20 protein-coding genes are annotated in these 23,112 nt (G+C 64.1%); 14 read left to right on the top strand and 6 right to left on the bottom strand.

What is annotated here, in order from left to right:
- Window position 1: 1 nt before the first annotated feature.
- The 4 genes from AC1D1Y_RS05850 to AC1D1Y_RS05835 form a co-directional block, all read right to left on the bottom strand.
- Window positions 2-1,594, bottom strand: coding sequence for an alkaline phosphatase D family protein (locus AC1D1Y_RS05850; RefSeq protein WP_477681527.1), 1,593 nt, complete (start codon window positions 1,592-1,594; stop codon window positions 2-4).
- 10 nt (window positions 1,595-1,604) lie between these two features.
- A complete protein-coding gene (locus tag AC1D1Y_RS05845) occupies window positions 1,605-4,403 on the bottom strand; it encodes a 7TM diverse intracellular signaling domain-containing protein (protein ID WP_477681526.1) in 2,799 nt (932 codons plus the stop codon).
- A complete protein-coding gene (locus AC1D1Y_RS05840) occupies window positions 4,400-4,687 on the bottom strand; it encodes an HNH endonuclease (protein ID WP_477652216.1) in 288 nt (95 codons plus the stop codon). Before AC1D1Y_RS05840 ends, AC1D1Y_RS05845 begins: the two co-directional genes overlap by 4 nt.
- 93 nt (window positions 4,688-4,780) lie before the next feature.
- Window positions 4,781-5,587: a DUF2726 domain-containing protein gene (locus AC1D1Y_RS05835; protein WP_477681525.1), complete on the bottom strand. Its 807-nt coding sequence runs from the start codon at window positions 5,585-5,587 to the stop codon at window positions 4,781-4,783.
- A 314-nt stretch (window positions 5,588-5,901) separates the two neighbouring features.
- Between AC1D1Y_RS05835 and AC1D1Y_RS05830 the strand changes: the two genes are divergently transcribed.
- The 5 genes from AC1D1Y_RS05830 (at window position 5,902) to AC1D1Y_RS05810 (ending at window position 9,836) form a co-directional block, all read left to right on the top strand.
- Window positions 5,902-6,792 carry a dienelactone hydrolase family protein gene (locus AC1D1Y_RS05830; protein ID WP_477681524.1) on the top strand — a complete coding sequence of 297 codons (891 nt, stop codon included), beginning with the start codon at window positions 5,902-5,904 and terminating at the stop codon, window positions 6,790-6,792.
- A gap of 210 nt (window positions 6,793-7,002) precedes the next feature.
- On the top strand, window positions 7,003-7,770 hold the full coding sequence (locus AC1D1Y_RS05825; RefSeq protein WP_436154207.1) for a basic amino acid ABC transporter substrate-binding protein: 768 nt from the start codon (window positions 7,003-7,005) through the stop codon (window positions 7,768-7,770).
- 20 nt (window positions 7,771-7,790) lie between these two features.
- Window positions 7,791-8,558 (top strand): amino acid ABC transporter permease, encoded by a 768-nt coding sequence (locus AC1D1Y_RS05820; protein ID WP_477681523.1) that lies wholly within the window; start codon window positions 7,791-7,793, stop codon window positions 8,556-8,558.
- Entirely contained in the window at window positions 8,536-9,267 is a 732-nt protein-coding gene (locus AC1D1Y_RS05815) for an amino acid ABC transporter ATP-binding protein (protein ID WP_477681522.1), read from the top strand. Before AC1D1Y_RS05820 ends, AC1D1Y_RS05815 begins: the two co-directional genes overlap by 23 nt.
- Window positions 9,268-9,317: 50 nt before the next feature.
- On the top strand, window positions 9,318-9,836 hold the full coding sequence (locus AC1D1Y_RS05810; RefSeq protein ID WP_477681521.1) for an O-acetyl-ADP-ribose deacetylase: 519 nt from the start codon (window positions 9,318-9,320) through the stop codon (window positions 9,834-9,836).
- Here AC1D1Y_RS05810 and AC1D1Y_RS05805 read toward each other — a convergent pair.
- Window positions 9,817-10,389 carry a VTT domain-containing protein gene (locus AC1D1Y_RS05805; RefSeq protein ID WP_477681520.1) on the bottom strand — a complete coding sequence of 191 codons (573 nt, stop codon included), beginning with the start codon at window positions 10,387-10,389 and terminating at the stop codon, window positions 9,817-9,819. The two genes, AC1D1Y_RS05810 and AC1D1Y_RS05805, sit on opposite strands and share 20 nt — an antisense overlap.
- Window positions 10,390-10,599: 210 nt before the next feature.
- Here AC1D1Y_RS05805 and AC1D1Y_RS05800 point away from each other — a divergent pair, with 210 nt between their 5' ends.
- From AC1D1Y_RS05800 to AC1D1Y_RS05760, 9 genes are all read left to right on the top strand, one after another.
- The gene (locus AC1D1Y_RS05800) at window positions 10,600-11,247 is read left to right on the top strand and encodes a hypothetical protein (protein ID WP_477681519.1); all 648 of its coding nucleotides are present in this window, start codon (window positions 10,600-10,602) and stop codon (window positions 11,245-11,247) included.
- A 22-nt stretch (window positions 11,248-11,269) separates the two neighbouring features.
- The gene (locus AC1D1Y_RS05795; protein ID WP_477681518.1) at window positions 11,270-11,917 is read left to right on the top strand and encodes a hypothetical protein; all 648 of its coding nucleotides are present in this window, start codon (window positions 11,270-11,272) and stop codon (window positions 11,915-11,917) included.
- 91 nt (window positions 11,918-12,008) lie between these two features.
- Window positions 12,009-12,683 carry a hypothetical protein gene (locus AC1D1Y_RS05790; protein ID WP_477681517.1) on the top strand — a complete coding sequence of 225 codons (675 nt, stop codon included), beginning with the start codon at window positions 12,009-12,011 and terminating at the stop codon, window positions 12,681-12,683.
- Complete coding sequence (locus AC1D1Y_RS05785) at window positions 12,680-13,162, top strand: hypothetical protein (RefSeq protein WP_477681516.1); 483 nt, start codon at window positions 12,680-12,682, stop codon at window positions 13,160-13,162. Before AC1D1Y_RS05790 ends, AC1D1Y_RS05785 begins: the two co-directional genes overlap by 4 nt.
- A complete protein-coding gene (locus AC1D1Y_RS05780) occupies window positions 13,159-13,986 on the top strand; it encodes a COG1470 family protein (RefSeq protein WP_477681515.1) in 828 nt (275 codons plus the stop codon). The genes AC1D1Y_RS05785 and AC1D1Y_RS05780 overlap by 4 nt, the downstream gene beginning before the upstream one ends.
- On the top strand, window positions 13,983-16,070 hold the full coding sequence (locus tag AC1D1Y_RS05775) for an SdrD B-like domain-containing protein (protein ID WP_477681514.1): 2,088 nt from the start codon (window positions 13,983-13,985) through the stop codon (window positions 16,068-16,070). The genes AC1D1Y_RS05780 and AC1D1Y_RS05775 overlap by 4 nt, the downstream gene beginning before the upstream one ends.
- Before the next feature lie 144 nt (window positions 16,071-16,214).
- On the top strand, window positions 16,215-16,814 hold the full coding sequence (locus AC1D1Y_RS05770; protein WP_477681513.1) for a cytochrome b/b6 domain-containing protein: 600 nt from the start codon (window positions 16,215-16,217) through the stop codon (window positions 16,812-16,814).
- Between the two features lie 29 nt (window positions 16,815-16,843).
- Window positions 16,844-17,638: a molybdopterin-dependent oxidoreductase gene (locus AC1D1Y_RS05765; RefSeq protein ID WP_477681512.1), complete on the top strand. Its 795-nt coding sequence runs from the start codon at window positions 16,844-16,846 to the stop codon at window positions 17,636-17,638.
- 114 nt (window positions 17,639-17,752) lie between these two features.
- The gene (locus tag AC1D1Y_RS05760) at window positions 17,753-18,091 is read left to right on the top strand and encodes a pentapeptide MXKDX repeat protein (RefSeq protein ID WP_477681511.1); all 339 of its coding nucleotides are present in this window, start codon (window positions 17,753-17,755) and stop codon (window positions 18,089-18,091) included.
- 104 nt (window positions 18,092-18,195) lie between these two features.
- On the opposite strand, the gene AC1D1Y_RS05755 is transcribed toward AC1D1Y_RS05760, so the two are convergent.
- Window positions 18,196-20,787, bottom strand: coding sequence for a calcium-binding protein (locus AC1D1Y_RS05755; protein ID WP_477681598.1), 2,592 nt, complete (start codon window positions 20,785-20,787; stop codon window positions 18,196-18,198).
- Between the last annotated feature and the right edge of the window lie 2,325 nt (window positions 20,788-23,112).

The following is a 23,112-nucleotide window of genomic DNA, read 5'->3' as shown; positions in this document are numbered from 1 at the left end:
CTCAGGCTTTTTCGACCACCGGCCGCCCGGCCTGCACCACGAAGCGCGCCAGCGTCTGCACCCCGCTGTCGGCGCGTGTCACATCGTCCACCGCGCGCAGCGTGGTCGTCAGCATGCCCGGCGTCAACTCCACCACGCCATAGCCCCTGCGTTCCGAATCGGCGAACACGAAGTGCGGGTTCTCGGCCAGGGTGTCGGGGGTTTTGGCGCCGCTGGACGAGCGCGAGGTGATGCTGGTGCCGCAAAATTCGGTGCCCACGGCCGCGCTGGCCGTGTCCTCATAGTCGGCCTTGAGATGGCCCACCCAGTTCTCGTGCACATCGCCGCCCAGCAGCACCGGGTTGGCCAGGGCATGTTTGCGCAGCGAGTCCGTGAAGCGCGTCCGCGCCGCCGTATAACCGTCCCAGCCGTCGTTCCAGAGCACCTGGCCGGGACCGGGGCGGAAATCGCGCCGGCCGAAAAGCGACTGCTGGCCCACAAGGTTCCAGCCTGCCGCCTTGCCGGCGGCGGCGCCCCATTCGGCATCGAGCCAGCCTTCCTGCTGCGCGCCCAACATGCTGCGCGCCGGGTCGTTCCACGCGGCGCAGCCGGCCGGGTTCAGCGTGCTGGAGCCGGCCCGCCCGTCACGCGTGCAAACCTGCGCGTCCTTGTACTGCCGTGCGTCCAGCATGTAGAGCGAAGCCAGCCGGCCGTAGGGCAAGCGCTGGTAAATGCGCATCTCGGCGCCGCCGGCCAGCCCGGCCACCGCGCGCGTGAGCACCGAGGCGCGCACCGGCATGTGCTCGTAAAAGGCCTGGTAGGCCGCGGCGCGCCGGGCCGCAAAATCGGCCACCGGCGGCCCGCTGTTGCCGGGCGATGCGCCCGCGTAGTCGTTCTGCACCTCGTGGTCGTCCCAGGTCACCAGCCAGGGGCAGGCCGCGTGCATGGCCTGCAGGTCGGCATCGCTTTTGTGCAGCGCATAGCGCCGGCGATAGTCGTCCAGCGTCAGCACCCAGCCGCCGCTGGGCACGCGCACGGCCTGGCCGGCGTTGGGGTATTCATAGATGTAGTCGCCCAGGAACATCACCAGGTCGAGGTTCTCATCCCGCATGTGCCGGTAGGCGCTGTAATAGCCGTGCTCCCAGCGCTGGCAGGACGCATAGGCCAGCCGCAGCCGCGCCACCACCGCATCGGGCGCGGGAAAGGTGCGCGTGCGGCCGGTGGCGCTGAGGGCGCCGCCCACGGCGAAACGGTAGAAATACCAGCGGTCGGGCTCCAGTCCCTGTACCTCCACATGCACCGAATGCGCCAGTTCCGCCACGGCCTGCGCCTGGCCGGCCTGCACGATGCGGGTGAAAGCTTCGTCATGCGCGAGTTCCCAGCGCACGGCCACTGGCGCGGACAGCAGCCGCAGGGCATCTTCACCTTCCAGGGCCAGCCGGGTCCAGAGCACGACCGAGCCATGGGTGGGTGAACCGCTGGCGACGCCCAGCGTGAAGGGATTGCCGGAGAGCCGCGCTTGCGCGGCCGCCCTGCCCGGCAGGTAGCAGCCGGCGCCCGCCAGCGCCAGCGACTGCAGCAGCCTGCGCCTCTGGATCATGAGCGGCGAGGTCATGCTGGCCCGGTCAATGCCGCACCGGCAGGCGCACGGTAAACGTGGTCCCCGAGCCCGCGCTGCTGCGCACGTCTATGCTGCCGCCATGGATGTCGACCGCGTTGCGCACGATCGCCAGGCCCAGGCCCGTTCCCTGGATGGTGCCCACGTTGCTGGCACGGTGGAATGACTCGAAAAGGTGCGGCAGCTCGTCCTCCGGAATGCCTATGCCTTCGTCCGCGACTTCCAGGATGACCGTGTCCTCTTCGGTGCGCACGCGGAACAGCACCAGGCCGCCCAGCGGCGAGTACTTGACCGCGTTGGACAGCAGGTTGCTGAAGATGTGGCGCAACAGCTTCTCGTCGTAAAGGCCCTGCCCTGTCCCGGCCTCGTAGTCCAGGCGCAGCTCGCACAGGCTGTCGGGTTGCTGCGTGCGCGCTTCCTCGACCAATTGGTGGCACAGCGCCTGCAAGTCCAGCGGATGCGGTTCGAACTCCAGCATCTGCGCATCGGCCTTGCCCAGCAGCAGCACGCGGTCCAGCATGCGCGTCATGCGTTTCACGCCCGCGGCGATGCTGTCGAGGATCTCGAGCTTCTCGGATTCGGGCAACCGGTTGCCGTAGTGCCGCAGCAACTCCTCGGCCGAAAGAATGCCCGAAAGCGGCGTGCGGAACTCATGGCTGGTCATGGCCACGAAACGGGTGCGAAGCTCGTTGAGCGCGCGCTGCTGCTCCAGCGCCTCGCGCGTGTCCTCTTCCGACTTCTTGCGCTCGGTGATGTCGAGAAAGGCCCAGATCACACCTGAATCGGGGTCTTTCGGCTGCACGCAGCTGCCGGCCATCTGCACCCAGAAGAGCTGCCCGTCGCGGCGCTTGAGCTGGCGTTCGCTGATGTAGCTGCCGGTGGCGATCAGGGTTTCGCGCGCCTCCTTGCCGAACTGTTCCCAGGTCGCCAGGTCGGGGTGGATGTAGCTCGAGGGCTGGCCCATGAGGTCTTCGCGCCGGCTGCCCATCATCTGCGCGAACTTCTCGTTGACCCACTCGTGGCGGCGGTTCACCGACAGCACGATGCCCACCAGCGCGCTGTTGAGGATGGCGCCGCGCTCCGACGAGGTGCGCACCAGCTGTGCTTCCAGTTCCTTGCGGCGCGTGATGTTGATGATGACCCAGACCGTGCCCTGGCTCAGGTCGCGCTCGCTGACCGCCTTGCCCGACAGCGACACCCAGATCAGCGTGCCGTCGAACTGTTTCACCTGGATCTCGGCCTCGTAGTTCTCGCCTCGGCCGACGCAGGCCGCCACCTCGCCGCCCACCCGGATGTATTCCTCGCGCGAAAGGTAAAAGGGCTCCATCGAGGTCAACTCATGGCTGCCGGCGCCGAAGACTTCCAGCATGGCCTGGTTGGCCCAACGAAAGCGCCCGTCCGGCGTCAGGAAGGCGATCCCGACGATGGAGTTTTCCAGGATCATCTCGCGCTCCTTGAGCTGCGTGCGGAAATTCTCCTGGGAAACACTCAGCGCCTCCACCATGGCGTGCTCGGCCAGGGTGCGCGCCTGCGCCTGCTCCTTTTCGCGTCGCGTGACGTTGATGCGGTCGGCCAGCGCGAAGGACAGCACCACCATCTCCAGCGCCGAACCTATGAGCAGCGAATTGGCCGTCAGCGCATGCGATGGCAGCATGCCGGTGTTGTGCAGCGCCAGCGTCACCACACCCACCAGCAGCAGCGCCCAGGCCGCCAGGAAGTATTTCGCGCCCGGGTGGCCTGAGCGCACGCTCAGCACGCCCACCACCACCAGCGTGACGACGCTGAAGACCGCCAGCACCGTCACCATCAGGGACGACACCACATAAGGCAGGGTGAGCGCCGCCAGCAAGGTCAGCAGCCAGCCCGCCACCAGCGCCAGCATGAGCCGGTCCAGGCGCGGCATCCTGAGCGCGCTGGACAAAAAGCTGCGCGCGAACAGCAGCCCGAAGACTGCGGTCGAGGCCATGCCGGCAGGCGGCGAGACGCTGTTCCACCAGAGCAGGCCCGGCCAGAGAAACTGCGCGCCGAAGCCGGTCAGGGCCGCCTGCGCGAGGGCCATGCAGGCCACGAAGGCCACATAAATCACATAGGCCCGGTCGCGCACCGAGAAAAACAGCAGCAGGTTGTACAGCAGCAAGCCGATCAGCAGCCCGAAATACAGGCTGATGGTGGCGTACTCGGCCTGGTCGTGCCGCCACAGCGCGGCGGGCTGCCACAGGTTCACCGGCGCCGACACCGTGCCGCCCGAACTGACCCGCAGGTACAAGGTGCTGGCGGCACCGGGCTTGAGGCGTACCGGCATCACGTGGTTGCGGTGCACCACGGCCCGCTCGGCAAAAGGAGACAGGTCGCCGCCCACCTGGCGGCTGAAGCCGCCCTTGCCGTCCGGCGCGTACAGCTCCAGCCGGTCCAGCGGTGGATAGGCCAGCTCCAGCATCCAGTCGGCGGGCGCGTCGCGGGCGGCGCGCAAGGTCACACGCAGCCAGATGGCCGAACGGGTCAGCCCGAAATTGGTGGCCGGGCCGGTTTGCGGCACCGGCTGGAAACGCGCCTGGGCCTCGGGTTTCAGGATATCGGCCAGCGCCAGTTCGCCGCCGGTGTCCTCCAGGTAGGTAAAAGAACGCGACAGCGCGTAGCGGCCTTCGTTGCTGATGGCGAGCCCGGGGCCCGCATCGRCCTCCGCCACAGCGGCGGCGGGCGGCTGCGCCCTGGCTGGGCCCGGCTTCTGCGCGGGGGCCGAAAAGGCCAGGCCGGCCAGCAACACGGCCGGCAGCAGCCACACTCCCCGCAACCAGCCCGGCCTCATGCGGGAACGCCGGGGTCCGCCGCCGCGCGCCTAAGCACGCGCCCGGGTGCGGCGGCCGAGGCCGGCACCGTGCCCGCGGCATGCCGCTGGCCGTTGCAGACTTCATGGCTGATGGCGAGGTTTTCCGCGTGGCTGTTGCCGCCCTCGCTGAGCGGCTGGATGTGCTCCAGGGTCGCCGCCTCGGGCGTGACGTGTTCGCCGCAAACCCAGCACGGCACCACGCCGTGAAGCTGCCGCGCCACGGTCTTGTAGATCTTGTCGCGGGTGTGGCCCAGCCTGCTCACGATGGCTTTTTCATGGCGAGGGGGACAAGACTGAAAGGCTGGAGGTGTGCCGGGGCAAACACCTGCTGGGGGCCCGCGCTCATAGGCCGGCCCTTATTCGAGCTTGGCGGGCCGCGCATCCGCGGGTTCGATGAAGGAGTCCTCCCACTGCATGGCAAAACGGTCTCCCTTGTCGATGCGAAGGCCGCCAGTGCCGTCGGGGTTGAAGCCGATGTTGCGGTTGGCGGCGGCCTGGGCGGCCTCCTGCTTGGTTTCCTTGTTGAGCTCCTTGAGCGCGGCGTCCTTGGCGGCCTTCATGCGCTCCCGCGTGAAGGACTCCAGGTCGGCATGGAAGCTGCTGTCGCCGCCGCGCGTTTCCTGGTCTTCCTGGATCAGCTCTTCGGGGATTTCACCCAGGAAAGCCGCGCGCATGGCGCTGACGCTGGGCGGGCGGCTGGCCTTCACCGTGGTGTAGGCGATGCCGCAATCGGACAGCAGGTTTTCCTTGAGCTCGCGGCTGGCCCGGCTCACGTCGCGCTTGCCGCGCAGGTCGACACAGCCCACCACCTTGCCGTCCAGCGTGCAGACGGTGAAGGTCGTATAGACGCCGTTGAGCAGTTCGAGCAGGCGCTCGTTCTTTTCCTTGTTTTTTTCCTTGTCCTTGTCTTTTTCGACAGGAATGGTGAAGCGCAGCACCGGCAGCTTGAGCATCACCACGTGGTCGTGGAAGGTGCTGCGCATCCATTTCCAGACTTCATATTCATCGTTGGTCACGACGCCGCGCGCGGTCAGCGGCCATTTTTTGGGAACGCGCAGATTTTCGCTGGCCTTTTTTCGCAAGGCGCGGGCGTACAACAGGATCCCGGCCAGCGCGCCCACGGCCACGCCCAGCAATGCCATCAGCCATGAAATCAGGTTCAAGATGCGGTTCTCCTCGTTGTGGGGCGCCGCTGCCGGAGGCGGTGCGTCCGGCAGGCCCGGTGAGCCAGTGAGTCACAGAAAGCCCGCCGTGTCAATTTGAGCGGCCGGCGGCCAAGGCATTATTAAAACAGGTTTTTGCCGGTTTTCCGCCCGCCGCAGGCATAACAAGGCTCCCAGCCCAGCCGGCATGGGCGCCAGCAGCTACTTGTTTCATAGCAGGCCAGCATCGGCCGCCCCGCCGTCGTGTGGCGGGCAAGGCACTCTTTGCAAGGCGGCGCCTGAATCGTTATGCTGGACTTTTTGCAGGAGCCGCCATGCCACTCAAGACTGCCCAGGACTTTGACCAGGAACTGCTGATTCTGTTTGACGCCTATGTGCACGGCACCCTGGACCGGCGCGGCTTCCTGGAACGCGCCCAGAAATTCGCCACCGCCGGCATGACGGCCACCGCCCTGCTGGCGGCCTTGAGCCCGAACTTCGCCGCGGGGCAGCAAATCCCCAAGGACGACAAGCGCCTGAAGACCGAGATGGTCAGCTACCCGTCGTCCGCCGGCACCGGCACCGTCAAGGGCTACCTCGCGAAACCGGCCAATGCCACCGGCAAGCTGCCCGGCGTGCTGGTCATCCACGAGAACCGGGGCCTCAACCCTCATATAGAAGACATCACGCGCCGGCTGGCGCTGGACAACTTCCTCGCCTTCGCGCCGGACGCCCTCACGCCCCTGGGCGGCTACCCCGGCGACGAGGACAAGGCGCGCGAATTGTTCGCCAAACTCGACCAGCGCAAGTGCACCGAGGACTTCGTGGCCGCCGTCACCTGGCTCAAGGCCCGCGACGACTGCAGCGGCAAACTCGGCGTGGTCGGCTTCTGCTACGGCGGCGGCATGACACACACCCTGACCACCCGGCTGCCCGAACTCAATGCGGCCGTGCCCTTCTACGGCAACCAGCCCCCGGTGGAAGACGCCGCCAAAGTCAAAACCCCGCTGCTGATCCATTTCGCGGCGGTCGACGAGCGCATCAACGCCTCCTGGCCCGCCTACGAGGCCGCCCTGAAGGGGGCCGGCGCCAATTACACCGCCTACCAGTACCCCGGCACCCAGCACGGCTTCAACAACGACACCACGCCGCGCTACGACGCCACCGCCGCCAAACTGGCCTGGGAACGCACCGTGGCGTTTTTCAACCAAAAACTCAGGGCTTGACCGCCCCGAGGCCCTTTTAGGGGGCCCTCCTTTGGTCCTTTGGGCTTCTTTGGCCCCGTTTTCCCCGTCGCCCATCCCCTCTGCGCGAAAACCCTGCCCGCCGGCCGGCGGGCACGGCTTTTGCAGGCGTTACCATTGGCTACTTTCGCTTTTTCGCCCCCCGTGCGGGGCCGGCAAGCATTTTTACCCTCTCCTTTCCGGACAACCACCATGAACCTCCTGCACAAGATCGCCGCCACCGCCGGCCTGCTGACCCTCGCCTTCGGCGCCGCCCACGCCCAGAACAAGGAGCTGGTCGTCGGCTCCAGCGCCACCTACCGCCCTTTTGCCTATGAAAGCCCGACCAAGGAAATCGTCGGCTACGACGTCGACATGATCAAGGCCATCGCCCAGAAGGCCGGCCTGCAGATCAAGATCGTCAACACGCCCTGGACCGGCATCTTCGCGGCCCTCAACAACGGCGACGTGGACCTGGTCATCTCCGGCGTCACCATCAACGACAAGCGCAAGCAGTCCTACGACTTCACCACCCCCTACTTCGAGGCGCGCCAGCTGATCGCCGTGCACAGCAACAGCACGGCCAAGGGCCTGAAAGACCTGGCCGGCAAGAAGATCGGCGTGGTCACCGGCAGCACCGGCGACGACATGGCTTCGCGCGAATTCGGCAAGACCAACCCCGACATCCGCCGCTTTGAAAGCACCCCCGTGGTGATCTCCGAGCTCGCCAACAACGGCCTGGACGCCGCCATCGGCGACAACGGCGTGATCGCCTTCCGCACCCAGGAACACAAGCAGCTCAAGACCGTGTCCGACGCCAGCTTCCCCAAGGAATACTTCGGCATCGTCGTGAAGCAGGGCAACAAGGCGCTGCTGGACAAGCTCAACGCCGGCCTCGCCGCCGTCAAGGCCGACGGCAGCTATGCCGCCATCTACAAGAAGTGGTTCCAGGCCGACGCACCCGCGTTGCCTGCGCAATAAACCGCTGAGACTTTCCCGCTATGGAGCAAGTCCTCTGGTTCGGCTGGTTCAGGGCCGACATCATCGCCGAGTACAGCGTGCTGTTCTGGCGCGGCCTGCAGATGACCATCACGGTCACGCTGATCTGCATCGTGCAAGGCACCCTGCTGGGCCTGGCCATCGGCATGGCGCGCGTGGCGGAGTCCCGCCACTCGCCCGCGCGCGAGATCTGCAAATACGCTCTGCGCTGGCCGTCCACCGTCTACGTGAGCTTTTTCCGCGGCAYGCCGCTGTTCGTGCAGATCCTGCTGATCCACTTCGCCGTGCTGCCGCTGTTCATCAACCCGGCCGACGGCCTGGTCATCTCGGGTGAAACCGCGCGCAACATCAAGCAGAACTACGGGGCCTTCCTGTCCGGCATCGTGGCCCTCACGCTCAATGCCGGCGCCTACATCTCCGAGATCTTCCGCGCCGGCATCCAGTCCATCGACAAGGGTCAGGTCGAGGCGTCCCGCTCGCTGGGCATGTCCTTCCCGCGCACCATGTACCACGTCGTGCTGCCGCAGGCCTTCCGCCGCATGCTGCCGCCGCTGGGCAACAACGCGATTTCGCTGCTCAAGGATTCGTCGCTGATCTCGGCGATCGGCCTGGCCGAACTCGCCTACGCCGCGCGCACCGTCGCCGGCGCCTATTCACGCTACTGGGAGCCTTACCTCACCATCTCCGTCATGTACTGGGTGCTGACGCTGGGCCTGGCTTACCTTGTCAAGAAACTGGAGGCTCGTTATGGACGAGGTGATTCGCGTTAACCGGCTGACCAAGCAGTTTGGTCACACCCCGGTGCTGCGCGGCATCGACTGCGCCATCAAGGCCACCGAAGTCGTCTGCGTCATCGGCCCTTCCGGCTCCGGCAAAAGCACGTTTTTGCGCTGCCTCAACGGCCTGGAAGATGCCAGCGGCGGCGAGGTGCTGGTGCACGGCGTGTCGGTGCACGAACCCAAGACCGACGTCGACGCCCTGCGCTCCGAAATCGGCATGGTGTTCCAGCGCTTCAACCTGTTCCCGCACAAGACCGTGCTGGAAAACATCACGCTGGCGCCCACCAAGGTGCGCAAGCTCACGGCGCTCGAAGCACGCAACCGCGCCAGCGAACTGCTGGTCAAGGTCGGCCTGCTCGACAAGATTGATGCCTACCCCAACCAGCTCTCCGGCGGGCAACAGCAGCGCGTGGCGATTGCCCGCGCGCTGGCCATGCAGCCGCGCATCATGCTGTTCGACGAACCCACCTCCGCGCTCGACCCCGAAATGGTCGGCGAGGTGCTGGCCGTCATGCAGGCGCTGGCCGAGGAAGGCATGACCATGGTGGTCGTAACCCACGAGATGGGTTTTGCCCGCCAGGTGGCCGATCGCGTGATGTTCATCGATGAAGGCCTGGTGATCGAAGAAGGCTCGCCCTCGGAGATCTTCGACAACCCCAAGGAAGAGCGCACCCGGCGCTTCCTGAGCAAGGTCTTGTGAGCCGGGGCCCGCATGCGCTGCGGGCCTCTTCTTCCCTTGGAGACTTCACCATGGCCGCCACCCTCAGGGCCGTCCAGGCCGACATCACCAAATTGCAGGTTGATGCCATCGTCAACGCCGCCAATTCATCGCTGCTGGGCGGTGGCGGTGTCGACGGCGCAATCCACCGCGCCGCCGGCCCCGAGCTGGTCCATGAATGCCGGTTGCTGGGCGGTTGCAAAACGGGTGAAGCCAAGGCGACCAAGGGCTACAAGCTTCCCGCCAGATTCATCATCCACACCGTGGGCCCGGTCTGGCGCGGCGGCAATAACGGTGAGCCCGAACTGCTGGCGTCCTGCTACCGGTGCTCAATGGAAATCGCAGCCGCCAAAGGCATCACGTCTCTGGCCTTCCCGAGCATCAGCACCGGCATCTACGGCTATCCCATTGAACTGGCGGCTCAGGTCGCAGTAGACAGCGTGCGCAAAGCCTTGCAGCAGCCCTCTTCCGTGACGGAAGTAGTGTTCTGCTGCTTTTCGGCGCAAGACCTGGCGGTTTACGAGCGCGTGCTCAATACCCCGGCACCTTGAGCATCCGCGCCAGGTAATCAAAAAACACGCAGTACAGCGCGATCGGCAGCGGCAGGCCCAGCAGGGTCCCTAATAGATAGTCGCGAAACTTCACACCCGACATCGCCAGCGCGTAGTTCAACGCCGGCACGGTCTGCAGCAGCATGCGCAGCACCACGATGCTGGCCACCGGCCGCGCATCCAACTGCGCGAGCACCCGCTGCGCCCAGCTTCCCTTGATCTGCCGCAAGGCATCGCCGCCCAGCAGGCGTATCAGCCAGAAGGTAAAGGCGCATGAAACCACCGCCGCGAGGTAGGTCGCCACGCCGCCCCACATTTCGCCCAGCGCCAGCACCGCGGCCGCCAGGAATATCCAGCCCGGGATCTGGATCAGGTTGCCCAGCGCGAACAGCGCGATAAAAATCAGCAGCCCGCTGGCCTCGTTGTCCAGGAACTTCTGGTGCAGAAACGCCAGGCTGAAGTTGTCGCGCAGGCCCGAAAGCTGGAACACCGCCAGTAGCAGGCCCAGAAAGGCCAGCACGGCGAAGAGGCGTTTGTGCTTGTAGCGGTGCATCTGGGATGGAGTGGTTTTGGCGTTGCCGGAAGTTGCTGCCGATTCTAGGCATCCGGCCTCAACACTTGCGCACTCCTTAATTCGGCATCAAAAAAAAGCAAAGATTGTCTTTGGGTGGACTATTGCTTACAACTTCGCAACAAATTTCACTAACCTCACATCAGCCCTCACAAATTGTTTGCAGGCTTTCAATTTCAACTGAGGAGTTTTGTGAAAAAAATCATTGCACTCAGCGCCATGAGCCTCGCCGGCTTGCTGGCCATGCCAGCCAACGCCGAGTCCACCTTCACGTCCCCCGCCACGACCGGCTCGACGGCGACGGCACGCCTGGACTTCACCATTGTCATTCCACAAGTCCTGTTTTTGCGGGTCGGCACCAGCGCCGGCAACACCTCGACGACGGCCACTGTTGACGCCACCACCTTCACGGTGCCCGCCGCCAATGTGGGCGATGCCAGCGTCATTGCCGGTGTCGGCGGCGACCTGACCTTGGGCGCCGTGACGGTGCGCGTTTACGGCAACGGCGGCAACATCAGCCTGAACTCCACCACCACCGGCCCCCTGACGACCGGCACCGCCGGCGAAACCATTGCCTGGAGCCAGATCAGCGTCGCGGGCGCGGCCCTGGCCGCCACCACGTCCGGCTTCACCAATGCCGCTATCACCCACCCGGCCTTCAACACCGGCGCTTCCGGCGGCACCGGCACGGCCGCCACCTTGACGGCCACCAACCGCCTGGTCCGCGTCGAGGGCAAGTGGACTTACAGCTACCTCAATGCAAACATTCCCGCTGCCGGCTCCTATGGCGGCACGATCGCCAAAAACGGCCGCGTCACCTACACAGCCACTCAACTCTAACTTCTTGAACGGGGAAATCATGATGAAAAAAATACTTCTTGCCAGCCTTATGAGCCTCGCCGGCTTGCTGGCCGCACCCGCTCACGCTGAATCCACCTATACCGCCCCGGCAATCGTCGGCTCCACCGCCGCTGCGCGCGTGGACGTGACGATCGTCATCCCGCAGGTGCTGTTCCTGCGTGTCGGCACYAGCTCCGGCAATACGGCCACCGACGGCACCATAGACTCCACCACCTTCACTGTGCCGGCCGCCAATGTGGGCGATGCCAGCGTTATTGCCGGCACAGGCGGCGACCTGACCTTGGGCGCCGTGACAGTGCGCGTTTACGGCAACGGCGGCAACATCAGCCTGAACTCGACCACCACCGGCCCGCTCACGACCGGCACCGCCGGCGAAACCATTCCCTGGAGCCAGATCAGTGTCGCGGGCGCGGCCCTGGCGGCCACCACATCCGGCTTCACCAACGCCTCTATCACCCACCCCGCCTTCAACACCGGCGCTTCCGGCGGCACGGGCACGGCCGCCACCCTGACGGCCACCAATCGCCTGGTCCGCCTCGAAGGCAAATGGACCTACAGCTATCTCAATGCAAACATCCCCGCTGCCGGCACCTATGGCGGCACGATCGCCAAAAACGGCCGCGTGACCTACACCGCCACCCAGCTCTGATCTTTCACCCTCTTCCTCTAAAAAATGGCCTCACCCGCGAGGCCATTCCCTTGATTCCCTGACCCCTTCCTCACTGCGTAAAGCGACGCCCATGCGTGCCCTGCTTGTCTTCGCATCGTCTTTTCGCTGCGCTAAACCGGGCGTGCGCAGCGGGGTCATCGCCATCGCCATCGCCATCGGCAGCGCCTTGCTGTGCGGCGGCGTCCAGGCTTTCTCCGTCAGCATCACGCCGGGCACGCGCTCACTGTTCCTGCAAGTGGGTTCCGGCACCATGACCGGGGGCAATTTCAATGCCGGAGGCACCCCCGGCAACAATGCAACCATCAACCTTGTCAGCGTCACCGTTCCGGCCGCCAGCCTGGGAGCCGGCTCACTCGCCATGACCAGCGATAGCACCGTGGCGACAAGTCGCTACGATGGCCGCGCATTTTGCACGATACCCGCGCAGGTCTATGTCGGCGGCTTCTACCGCGCGCCGGGTTCGGCAAGCAATGCCACCCTCAGCGCGACGGCGCCGGCCTCCCTGACCAGCACCAGCGGCAGCACTATTCCTTTCAGCACGGTTTCATGGGTTTCGGCCGGCACATCCGACGCGGCGCCGACCATTTCCAACGGCACATTTGTTGGAGGCGCATCACAAACCCTGTTGAGCATCGCACGCAACACCTGGTTTGAAAGCTGCCTGCAGTTCAGCTACGCCAATGCCCAGTTCGTGGGCTCAGGCAGCTTCACGGGCAGGGTCAGCTACACCCTGACGGCGCCGTGACGAGCAAGCCGTCGCGCCTGGCGCGAATCATCCTCGCGATATACCTGCTGGTGGCAGGCTTGCTCACCCAGGAATGCGCGCCAGCCGGCACAACGCGCGTGGACGACAGCGGCACCGTCGTCAGCCAGGGCGTTGTCCCCATGCGCTGGCGGCAACTGGTTCCAGGCCGCGGGGCCGACAACTCGGTCGAGGCCGGCGTGCGTGTGGCCCTGCGCCTGAACCTGTCGCGCTGGCTGAACCAGCCCGTCAAACTTTATATGGGGCTGGCACCGGCGGCAGGCGAGCCCGTCCATGCCACATGGCGTACCCAAGGCCGCCTGCTGCCGGGAACCGTCCGCTCGGGCGCGCGCACGCTGGTTTTTGAAGGAGCCGGCGTGGCGTCACTCGAGGAGACCCTCGAGCTGACGCTCAGGACCGACGGCAGGGCATTGGTGTCCCCGCAGACCCTGCAGTTTTATTTTGAGGTGGATACCCCATGACCAATCCCCGGCTGGCGCCCGCCCGGCGCTGCGCGATGGGCCTTTTTTTCCTTGCGATGACATTGATCGCACCCAACGCCGCGGCCGGCGAGTTCGCGCTCGCGGTATCTCCCCCGCGCTTTGAACTCGAACTCAAACCCGGCGAGCGAAGCCGGCAAGTCATCGAAATCACCAATGCGTCGCCGGCATCGGCCAGCTTCGGCATCAAGACGGCCGACTGGCGCCTGGGCGCGGACAACGCGGCCACCTTCTTCGACGAACTACAACCCGGCAGTTGCCGGCCCTGGGTCGCCATCGAGCGGCGCGAGCTCATCATGGCGGGCGGACGGCCCTACCGTTTCCGTTTCGAAGTCACGGTTCCCCCAGACGCTCCAAGCGGAGAGTGCCGTTTCGCCATCATGCTCGAAGGCCAGGAGCAGCTCACCCGCATGGAGTCCGGCCCGCCCATTCCCTTTTCAGCCCGCCTGGGCATCGTGGTCTATGTAGCCGTCGGCGGCGCCGCACCGGAATTGAGCCTCGCCGGGGCCGGAGTCCAGGCCGTGAATGGCCAGCCCACACCCATCCTGCAGATACGCAACAACGGCACGGCCCATGGCCGCGTCGGTGGCTTCCTGAGCGGTACGGACGCGTCCAACACCGCACTTGAATTTTCACCCGCCAATACCCCGATACTGCCCGGCGAAACACGCGGCGTTACGCTCAACGCGACGCGCCCCGGCGACCCGGACAGCGCCGCGGCAATCCGCTTTCCCGTGACGGTGCGCGGAAAGCTCGAATGGGGCAAGGGCAAGACACAAAACATCGAACAGCTTTTCGCGCCATGAAAGGGCAGGCGCATTCGCTCGCCGCCCTCCTGCTTCTTTTCACGCCATGGTGCCGCCGCGGCCTCGCGGGCCTGGGCATGCTCTTCACAAGCGCCGCGGCGCTGGGCCAGACGGCAAATACGCAGGCTGCAGGCTCTTACCTTGACCGCGTCATGGACGGCCAGCCGGGACTGGACGGCGGCCTCCAACTCAAAGCCAGCGAGTACAACGAAACCGGCTGGCCGCGAAGCTGGCACGCGGACTACGCCGTCTTCAAGCAAACAGGCAATGGAAACACCGCGACCCGCGCACTGGATCTCGGCGGCTTCATGGAGACCCCCAACCACGGCGCCCTGTCCGTCCATGCCAGCCTGTCCCGGCAAGGCTCAGGCGCATCGAGTGGCCGGGCACAGGGCGGCGACAGCGATTGGCGCATAGACCAGCGCGCATTGCCTCTCGACGGTGGATGGTTTGCCAACCACAACGCCGGCAACATCAACACCACCGGCACCCGGCTGGCGCGCGGCACCGGCCGGGTGTCCCTACCGGCAACGCCCATCCACGGCGTGGGCGGCCAGTGGTACCTCCCCGATTCCATCGCCCTCAACGCGGCAACCGGCCGCACCGGCCTCTTCACCGGCTTCAACAGCACCGGGTTTGAAAGTTCGGCAAGCAACATCACGTCGGCCGGCGCGCAATTTCGCCTGCCCGCCGGCAAGGCAGTCAAAGCAGGTGAACGCAGCGACGTGGCATTCCAGCTGATCACCGGCAAGGACATTCCGGACAGCGCCGACACCGGCATCACGCAAAACACAAGCGCCTGGTTCGCCGCCGCATCCTGGGAAGGCCCGTCCCCCTGGGGGGCCGGCCTGGCCGCCGGCTATGGCGCAGCCAACGAACGTGTGGGCGGCTTGCGCCTGCAAGCCAACGTGGTGCAAAGCATGGCCACACAGAGCGGTGGCGCAATGGGCCTCTGGCTGGACGCCGCCTGGCGCACCGAACGCTGGCGCCAGGCCGCCGGTATTTTCCGCTTCGAGCCCAACCTGCGTTGGGGCACCACAGGCCTGGCCGGCAACCTGCAGGGCCTCTACTGGCAAGGCGACACCGCCACCCGCCAGTGGCAGGCGGGTTTTGCCGCCGAATTGAGCGACACCGTCAGCGGCGGCCAGACGGGCAGCGTCGCGTCCGGAGGCAGCGCATTCGTCAACCTGAACGGCCGCTACCTGCTGGACATCAGCAACACCCTCGGGGCCGCTTTGAGTTTTCGCACCATCACCAGCCCGGGCCAGGCCGTCCAGCTGTCGTGGAACCGCGCCGGCGACCGGGGCCAGACGCAATGGCGGGCAGACCTCGCCAAGGCCTCCGGCGCGCGCACCCTGCGCCTGGGCGTCGACCACAGCTGGCCCGTGCTGTGGACGGCCCTTCTCAGCACCTCACTGGCCCTGGAGCGCATGCGGGGAAGCGCCAATTCCACCAGTAGCCTGGTCTGGGGTGTGCTCGGCACCGTGTCGCCCTGGCCCCAATGGTCGTTGGACGCATCCCTGCGCGGCACACGCGGCAATGGCGGCGAGTCGCTCAACGCCAACATCGGCCTGAACTGGCAGGCCTCCGCCGGCTGGTCGCTGGCCTTGCGCTACACCGAGTCGCGCGGCCGCGAAACCCCGCAGGCCCTGGTCGTCTCGGCCCTGACCGCGGCGACGCTGCAGCCGCCGGTCAACACCCAGGCCAATCGCAGCCTCCAGCTGCTGCTGCGCTACCAGGACCATGCCGGCATGGCAACCGCGCCGCTGGGCGGCCTGCCCGGGACCGGGGCCGGCAGCCTGACGGGCACCGTGTTTTTTGACACCGACGCCAACGGCCGGCGTGAAGCTTCCGAAGGCGGTGTGCCCAACATCACCGTCATGCTTGACCGGCGCTATGTGACGCAAACAGACGCCCAGGGCCGCTACGAATTCCCCTCGGTCGCCGCCGGAGAACACCTGGTCGAAGTCTCCCCCGACAACATTCCCCTGCCCTGGAGCCCGACCCTTCGCGACCCTTTCAAAACCATGGTCCGGGTCCGCCAGAACCAATCCGCGGATTTCCCCGTGCAACGCGAACGTTGAAGCAGTCCCGCCTTGCCCATCCCGCCGACAAATAAATAAATTCCGGGACGACTGTAAGAAACGCGCTCACCGCCCGACCAAACCCCAACACGCGGCAAGACCGCGCCGGAAATCCCGCTGACGGGCAACCCTGAGGAGCATTGAATGAACACAGGCAAACAACAAGCCATACACCCCGGCTGGCTGCGCGCCATGCACTGGCTCAACGCACTGGCCGTGGTGGTGCTGATGATGAGCGGCTGGCGCATCTACAACGCCACCGCCTTCCTGGGCTTCACGATTCCCAAAGACCTCACACTGGGCGGCTGGCTGGGCGGCGCGCTGCAGTGGCATTTCGCCGCCATGTGGTTGCTGTTCTTCAACGGCATCCTTTACCTCGCCTTCAACCTCTTCACGCGGCGGCTGTTCCACAAATTCTTTCCACTCTCCATCAAAGGCATCGCAGCCGACCTGCTGGCGGCCCTCAAAGGCAAGCTGGCCCACGCTGACCCGCGCCACTACAACATGGTGCAACGCCTGGCCTACCTTTTTGTGATGCTCGACAGCGTGCTCATCGTCGTGTCCGGCCTGGTGCTGTGGAAGTCGGTGCAGTTCCCCATCCTGCGTGAACTCATGGGTGGTTATGAAGGCGCTCGCCTCGTCCACTTTTTCGCCATGGCCGCACTGGCCGGTTTTATTGCCGTGCATCTGGTCATGGTGGCCCTGGTGCCCAAGACCCTGGTCTATATGCTGCGCGGCCGCTGACCAATACCCGCAAGCCACAAGGAACAAACATGAACATCCAACACCCCAGGCGCCTTCACCACCTGGACGGCGACGCCGTCCTCCAGGAAGCCGTGGACCGCATCGCCACGGCCAACAAGCTCTCAACAGCCCGCCGCAACTTCCTGCGCGGCTCGCTCACCCTCGGTGGCCTGGCCATGCTGAGCGGTTGCATGCTGGACGACAGCGAATCCGTCAACACCGCGCTCACCCGCATCTCGCACCTCAATGACGACGTGCAAGGCTTGCTTTTCGACCCGAACCGCCTGGCACCCACTTACCCGGATTCCATGATCACCCGGCCCTTTCCCTTCAACGCCTACTACGGTGAAGACGAAGTGCGCGAAGTCGAGGAAGAAAGTTACCGCCTTGAAGTCGCCGGCCTGGTCGCCGACAGGCGCAAATGGTCGCTGCCCGAACTGCGCGCCATGCCCCAGGCCGACCAGGTCACGCGCCACATCTGCGTCGAAGGCTGGAGCGCCATCGGCAAATGGGGTGGCGTTCCCTTCTTCCACTTTTTACGCAAGGTCGGCGCCGACACAAGCGCGAAGTACGTCGGCTTCAAATGCGCCGACGACTACTTCACCAGCATAGACATGGCCACCGCCCTGCACCCGCAGACCCTGCTGGCGCTGACCTACGACGGCCAGGTGCTGCCGCCCAAATACGGTTTCCCCATGAAGCTGCGCATGCCCACCAAGCTCGGCTACAAAAACCCCAAACACATCCAGGCGATTTTTGTCACCAACACCTACCCTGGCGGCTACTGGGAAGACCAGGGCTACAACTGGTTCGGAGGTAGCTGAGCACGCTCGCTCAGACACCCCGCAACGCCGGCAAGGCATGCACCCCTACCCGCCTTGCCGTTTTTTCTTCAAGCACTTTCCAACATTCTTTTAATCACCAAGGACAACACCATCATGAACATCAACACCAAGACTTTGACCGCCGCCCTCCTCAGCGCCTGCCTGCTCGCCGCCGGCGGCAGCGCCCTGGCGCAGGACGCCATGAAAAAAGACGCCATGGGAAAAGATGCCATGAGCAGCAAGGACGCCATGGCCAAGGACGGCATGAAGAAAGACGCGATGGGCAAGGACACCATGGCCAAGGACGCGATGGCAAAGGACGGCATGAAACACGACGACAAGATGGCCATGGCCAAAAAAGACAAGATGAAGAAGGATCACATGGCCAAGGACGGCATGAAAAAAGATGCCATGGCGAAAGATGCCATGGGCAAGGATGAGATGAAGAAATAAAGGAAAAAGAGGACCGCGGCGCCCGGCAAGCGGAGGCTGGGCGCTTCAGCCCGGCCTCCGCTTGCTGCGTCCATCACGACGCTTGCGCCGCGGCCCAACCACCCTCAATGCCAGTTGGCCGCCAGCGCAGGCGCGAGCGCCGATTGCTGCTGGCTCGTCAACGTCGTCTGGCCCATGGGCGGCGGCGCGAAGCTTGACATGGCCTGCACCAGTTTGTCCACATCCGTATCCAGCAAGGTCTTGCCCTCACCGGACTTGATCTGCTCGACGTGGTAGGCATTGCCCAGGTACCAGTTGCTCACCGTGACCTTGTCGCCGCTGCCTATGACGCTGACTTCCAGGTCGTTGGAGACTTTGCGCAACCACAGCTGGTCGTACTGCCCGCCGGTAAATTGCAGCACGTCCGCATTACCGGCCGTGGCATCGTTTTCCTGCACCACGTCCGCGCCGCCGCCGGCGCCGAAACTGTAGGTATCCGAGCCCGCCCCACCGCTTAAGGTATCGTTGCCGGCCTCGCCAAACAAGACGTTGGCGCTGCCGTCACCCGTGAGCGTGTCGGCCATAGCCGTGCCCACCAGATTCTCTATGCCCACCAGCGTGTCGTTGAACATCGTGACGGTGCCGTTCACGCCGATCTTCTTGGCCACCGTGCGGCCGGCCAGGCTGGCGTTGATGCCTTCGGCCAGGCCGTCGATGCCGGCGCTATAGTCCGCGGTGTCGACGTCCGCCCCGCCATCCAGCACGTCGGTGCCGGCCCCGCCGTACAGCCTGTCGTTGCCATTCTCTCCATACAGAATGTCATTGCCCGAGCCGCCGTCCAGGACGTCATTGCCCTCTTGACCCCGCAGCGTGTCGTTACCCGATCCGCCCTCAAACAGGTTGTCGAGGTCGTTGCCCTCAATGGTGTCGTTACCATCTCCGGCGCGAATCCTTTCCACACCCTCGAGCCTGTCGGAAAGCTCTCCATCGACCTTCTGTTGACTGAAGCTGCGGTACTCCACTTCAATTTCACGGTTACCGTAGAGGGAAGCATGCTTGCCCACTGTTTCCACGTTGAGGGTGCCTACCAGGCGTTTTGTTACCTTCAACGTCCCCGTAGGGCCGGCCTCCACCTTGATCGTCGTGCGGATATCCATACCGTCGTAAATGACCATATCGCTTCCATCCCCTCCGTCGAAGTCCAGTGGAGAGGCTCCGGCAATCACCACGTCATCCCCCCCGCCGCCCCTGATCGTGAGTTTTGCGCCGGCAACCGACATGTCCTCGTTACCGGTGCCGCTGACCCCCGGTTGTTTCTTGCCGTTAAAAACTCCAATCGTGTTTCGCACGTCAAACGTGGTTGACGCCGCGCCGTCCTTGATGGTGAAACCCTGGTCCAGGTAATTCACATGGAGACGGGCTATGGGTACTTGTATCTCCTTTCCAGCGCCGTCCCATTGAGTTTCTTCCCCAGGCCGTGTTCCTTCAGTGAGAACTTCCGTTCCGGGTATAAAGAGGGGCCCCATAAACGCGGCAAGTTGTGTGGTGCCCGCGTCACCGCCCAGCTCCGCCGTGTAACCGCCTTTGAAATCAATCTTTATCACATCGCCCTTGGCCTCACCATCCTGGAAGCGTCGGAAGAACGTCGCCGTGGTTTGCATCATGTCTTGCGTTCGGGTAATTCCGGCCAGCTCCAGCGCCTGTGCCGTCTGCTGGGGCGAGGCGAAGGCGATGATGCTGCCAACGTTGGCGGCGTCCTGCAAGTTCTGCAGGTACTCCTTGTTGTCCGGGTTGGCGATCGGATCGAACAGGCGCTTGAACTGCGCCAGCAGGTCTTTTCCGTAAAAATCAAGGTCGGCCCTGATGCCCGCGGCATAGTCATCGGCGATGTTTTCAATCAGTTTTTGCTGGATGCTCCTCATGACGAGGGTGAAGGTGCCGGCAATCAAATCCGTTCCCAAAGCGATGCTAGCCGGACCCGCCGCCACCGACGATGCGACGACAACAATCGCGGCGACGATCGTGGCCGCCGCCGTGCCCAATGCGATGCCGAGCTCCATGTCGGCCTTTCTGCGATACAGCCCCGCGAGTTGTGCATTGGCGGTGCCGCCCGCAATCCCCAGCTTATCGAGCTCATGGACAAACTTGTACTCTTTGGCAATGTTGGCGAGTTCGATCGAGCTGAACGACAGCGTCACAGCCGCAGCGATAGCCGCCGCCGGGCCGGAGGCCAACTTCAGCTTGCTGGCCAACGTCAAACTGCCGGTCGCCGTTCTGGTCAGACTTTGGACCGCATAACGCTGCATCAGGATGGTGGAGGCAATCATCAGCCCGCCGCCTACCGCTTGCTGGCCCATTTCGAAACCAACTGCGGTTTTGTCTGCGCCCGTCAACGAATCACTGAACAAATAGGGCGCCAGTGCGGCAATACTTGCCGTTGCCTGCACCACGCCCAGACCGGTGCCGGTCTTGCCCCAGAATTTTCCCCACTTCGTCCGGCCGTCCGCGCTAAAGCCATGCTTGTCAAGCCAGGTCTGCGGCACGGCATTGCCAAAGGAGTTAATGCTTTTCGCGCCGTTGACCAATATGTTGAGAGAATTGGAAATCACCGAAATGCTTGCCGCCGACTTCGCGATTCTTTCGGCGTTCTCATTTCCCTTGTAGTCGGCATAGCGGGCCCGTTCCAGTTGCCTGGAGGCGACGCCAAGCCCGATCACCGCGTTCAAGGTAAACACCGCAGACGTGGCTCCGCCAATGTAGCTTCGGTACATCTTGATCTTGGTTTCCCAGGCTTGCCACTTGGCGTAGTCATCTACGTTCTCTGCCGCTACTCCTCCCCCCGTCCCTGCGGCGGCTACCGCTGCTGGGGGACTTGCCCCTGCGTCGGCTCCCCCTGCTCCTGCTCCTGCTCCTGCTCCTGCTCCTGCTCCTGCTCCTGCGTCTGCGTCTGCTCCTGCCGGGCTTACAGGACTCACGGACTGCAGAGGATCCTGAGGACCCACCGGAGCCGCAGGTCCGGAACCCCCAGGAGACTTGGGACTACCAGGAGGCATTGGCCCTGTTTCGGCGGACACCGGAGGGAGTGATCGTTGAGAAAAAGATGGACTGGCGGCGTCGGGACCGCTGGAGGCTGCAGGACTTTGATTAAGAGGAGCCAGATTAAGTCGCGGCACTGCAGGCCGTTTCGCCACAGGCAAGGTCGAAACAGCAGCTGAGCGAGAAGAGCTGTCGACAGAATCAAGCCAGGGCTCAACAGGAAGGATGTACGTCTGCGGTACATGCTTTGACTGTGTTTGCCCTGTTGGATAAATCATTGGATTCGGCCCGCGAGGATTCGCAGGGACTGACTGACCAGCACGAGGAGACATCTCTATGCCTGAGTCAACTTGGTCAAGCATCACTTGAGGCATTTTTCCAGACATCCCCAAATTGGGTCTATTTGGATCAAAGTCTGAGGACGAGGACGAGGACGGTGATGGGTTGCGCCTGAACCAGCGCGGACTTGCGTTACCTAAGCGCTGCATGAGCCACATCCTTGGGCTCTGTGCCCCCCCGGAGGCATTCGCTGCTTCAGGAGGATTCGCGCCTCCCCCCCCGGCAGCGGGATCGGCCGCTTCTGCTGCCCCCGCCGGAGGATTCGCTGGCGCTGCTGACCCGGCAGGGGGATCGGCCGCTGCTGCTGCCCCCGCCGGAGGATTCGCTGGCGCCGCTGACCCGGCAGCGGGATCGGCCGCTGCTGCTGCCCCCGCCGGAGGAGTGGGGGCCAGCTTGGGCATCATCAGCATGTGCGAATATCGGACGGCATTCGCGAACGAGAGTACTGTCTCCGTGGCCATGATGATGATCGAGCGCGCGAGAACGAGCGAGCCCAGTTGCTGCTTTTCAGTATCCGACGAATAGAGATTGGGGTTGTTATTGATGGCCTGCCCCACGCCGGCAGCCGAGAAATACGTCCACAAGTATTGGGTTATGACGTTGTGCTTGACCTCATATTTGAACTCACGCGTTTTGATCTCGTGTGCACGCAGTGCCTCGTCACGCACTACCTCTTCGGCTAATTGCGCTTGCGGCTGCCCGCTGCCTACAGGAACGATAGGAGGTAGTTCCCAACGGAGAGCTTTTGCGGTCCCCCCGAGCGTGAAATACCGGTACGGCACATTCCCCAAGCGATCCGAATTGTTGTACATCGAGTACGGATTCACCGCGTCCGCAATAAGCTTCGCGTAGAGCTGGGTTTCAAGCTTGGTTTTGCCGCTGGTGAAGTTTTTGATTTCGCTCATGCTGGGCTCCTTGGTTGAGGGTGTTTGGGCGCTCAGGCCGATGGGTTGATCGATGCCTTCGGGACCGAAGGCCTGAATTCACGACGCGCCTTGCGCGCATCCGGCGATTGAAGCCATGCCGCGCTGTGTCGCCGGCAGCAAGCCTTGGCCAGCCGGCCGGCCAGGCCAGGGCCCGGTGAACTTTTGTCGGCGGGCATGGGAGTGCGGTCCTGCGTCATGGCGGGTTTCCTTGTGGTTTGGGGTGTCGGCCCTTGGTGGGCTGGGTGCGTGGCTGCGCCGAAAGCGCTGCCGTCGGCAAGAAGCCGCGCGGCCTTTGCCGGGCTTGCGGGGCGGGAGCCGCCCCGCGGGGAGAGAGATGCCAAAGCGTTCATGCCGGTTCTCGCTGCTTCATCGACTGGCGTCTCGCGATACAAACCTGGTGCCCTAAACCCACCGTGCTGTCTGTACCTGTCTTTGCTTCAACTTTTTACTTAAGTTGTATTTTTTTCGAAGCAAGAGACGCCTTTAACATTAATAAGCCCCTGGGCGTGCATCAATTAGTAATCTCTAAGTGGTACACGCCTTGAATCCGAGCTTAGGCAAGGCCTGCAAAAACATCGAGTTCACTTTGTCTTTTCGCGGGCATTGTTGTGACGATTTCTTGCAAATAGTTGGATTTGCTTTCGGAATCGTGTTGGCCTGTCATGCGTTTGTGGCTGGGGTCATGAGGCTGGTGGGGCCTGGTGCTCTCGCTCCTTCTCCCGCTGGGGGAAGGTTGGGATG

The sequence above is a fragment of the Polaromonas sp. P1_G1 genome, assembly GCF_056405595.1.
This window is presented reverse-complemented; position numbering and strand designations above follow the sequence as displayed.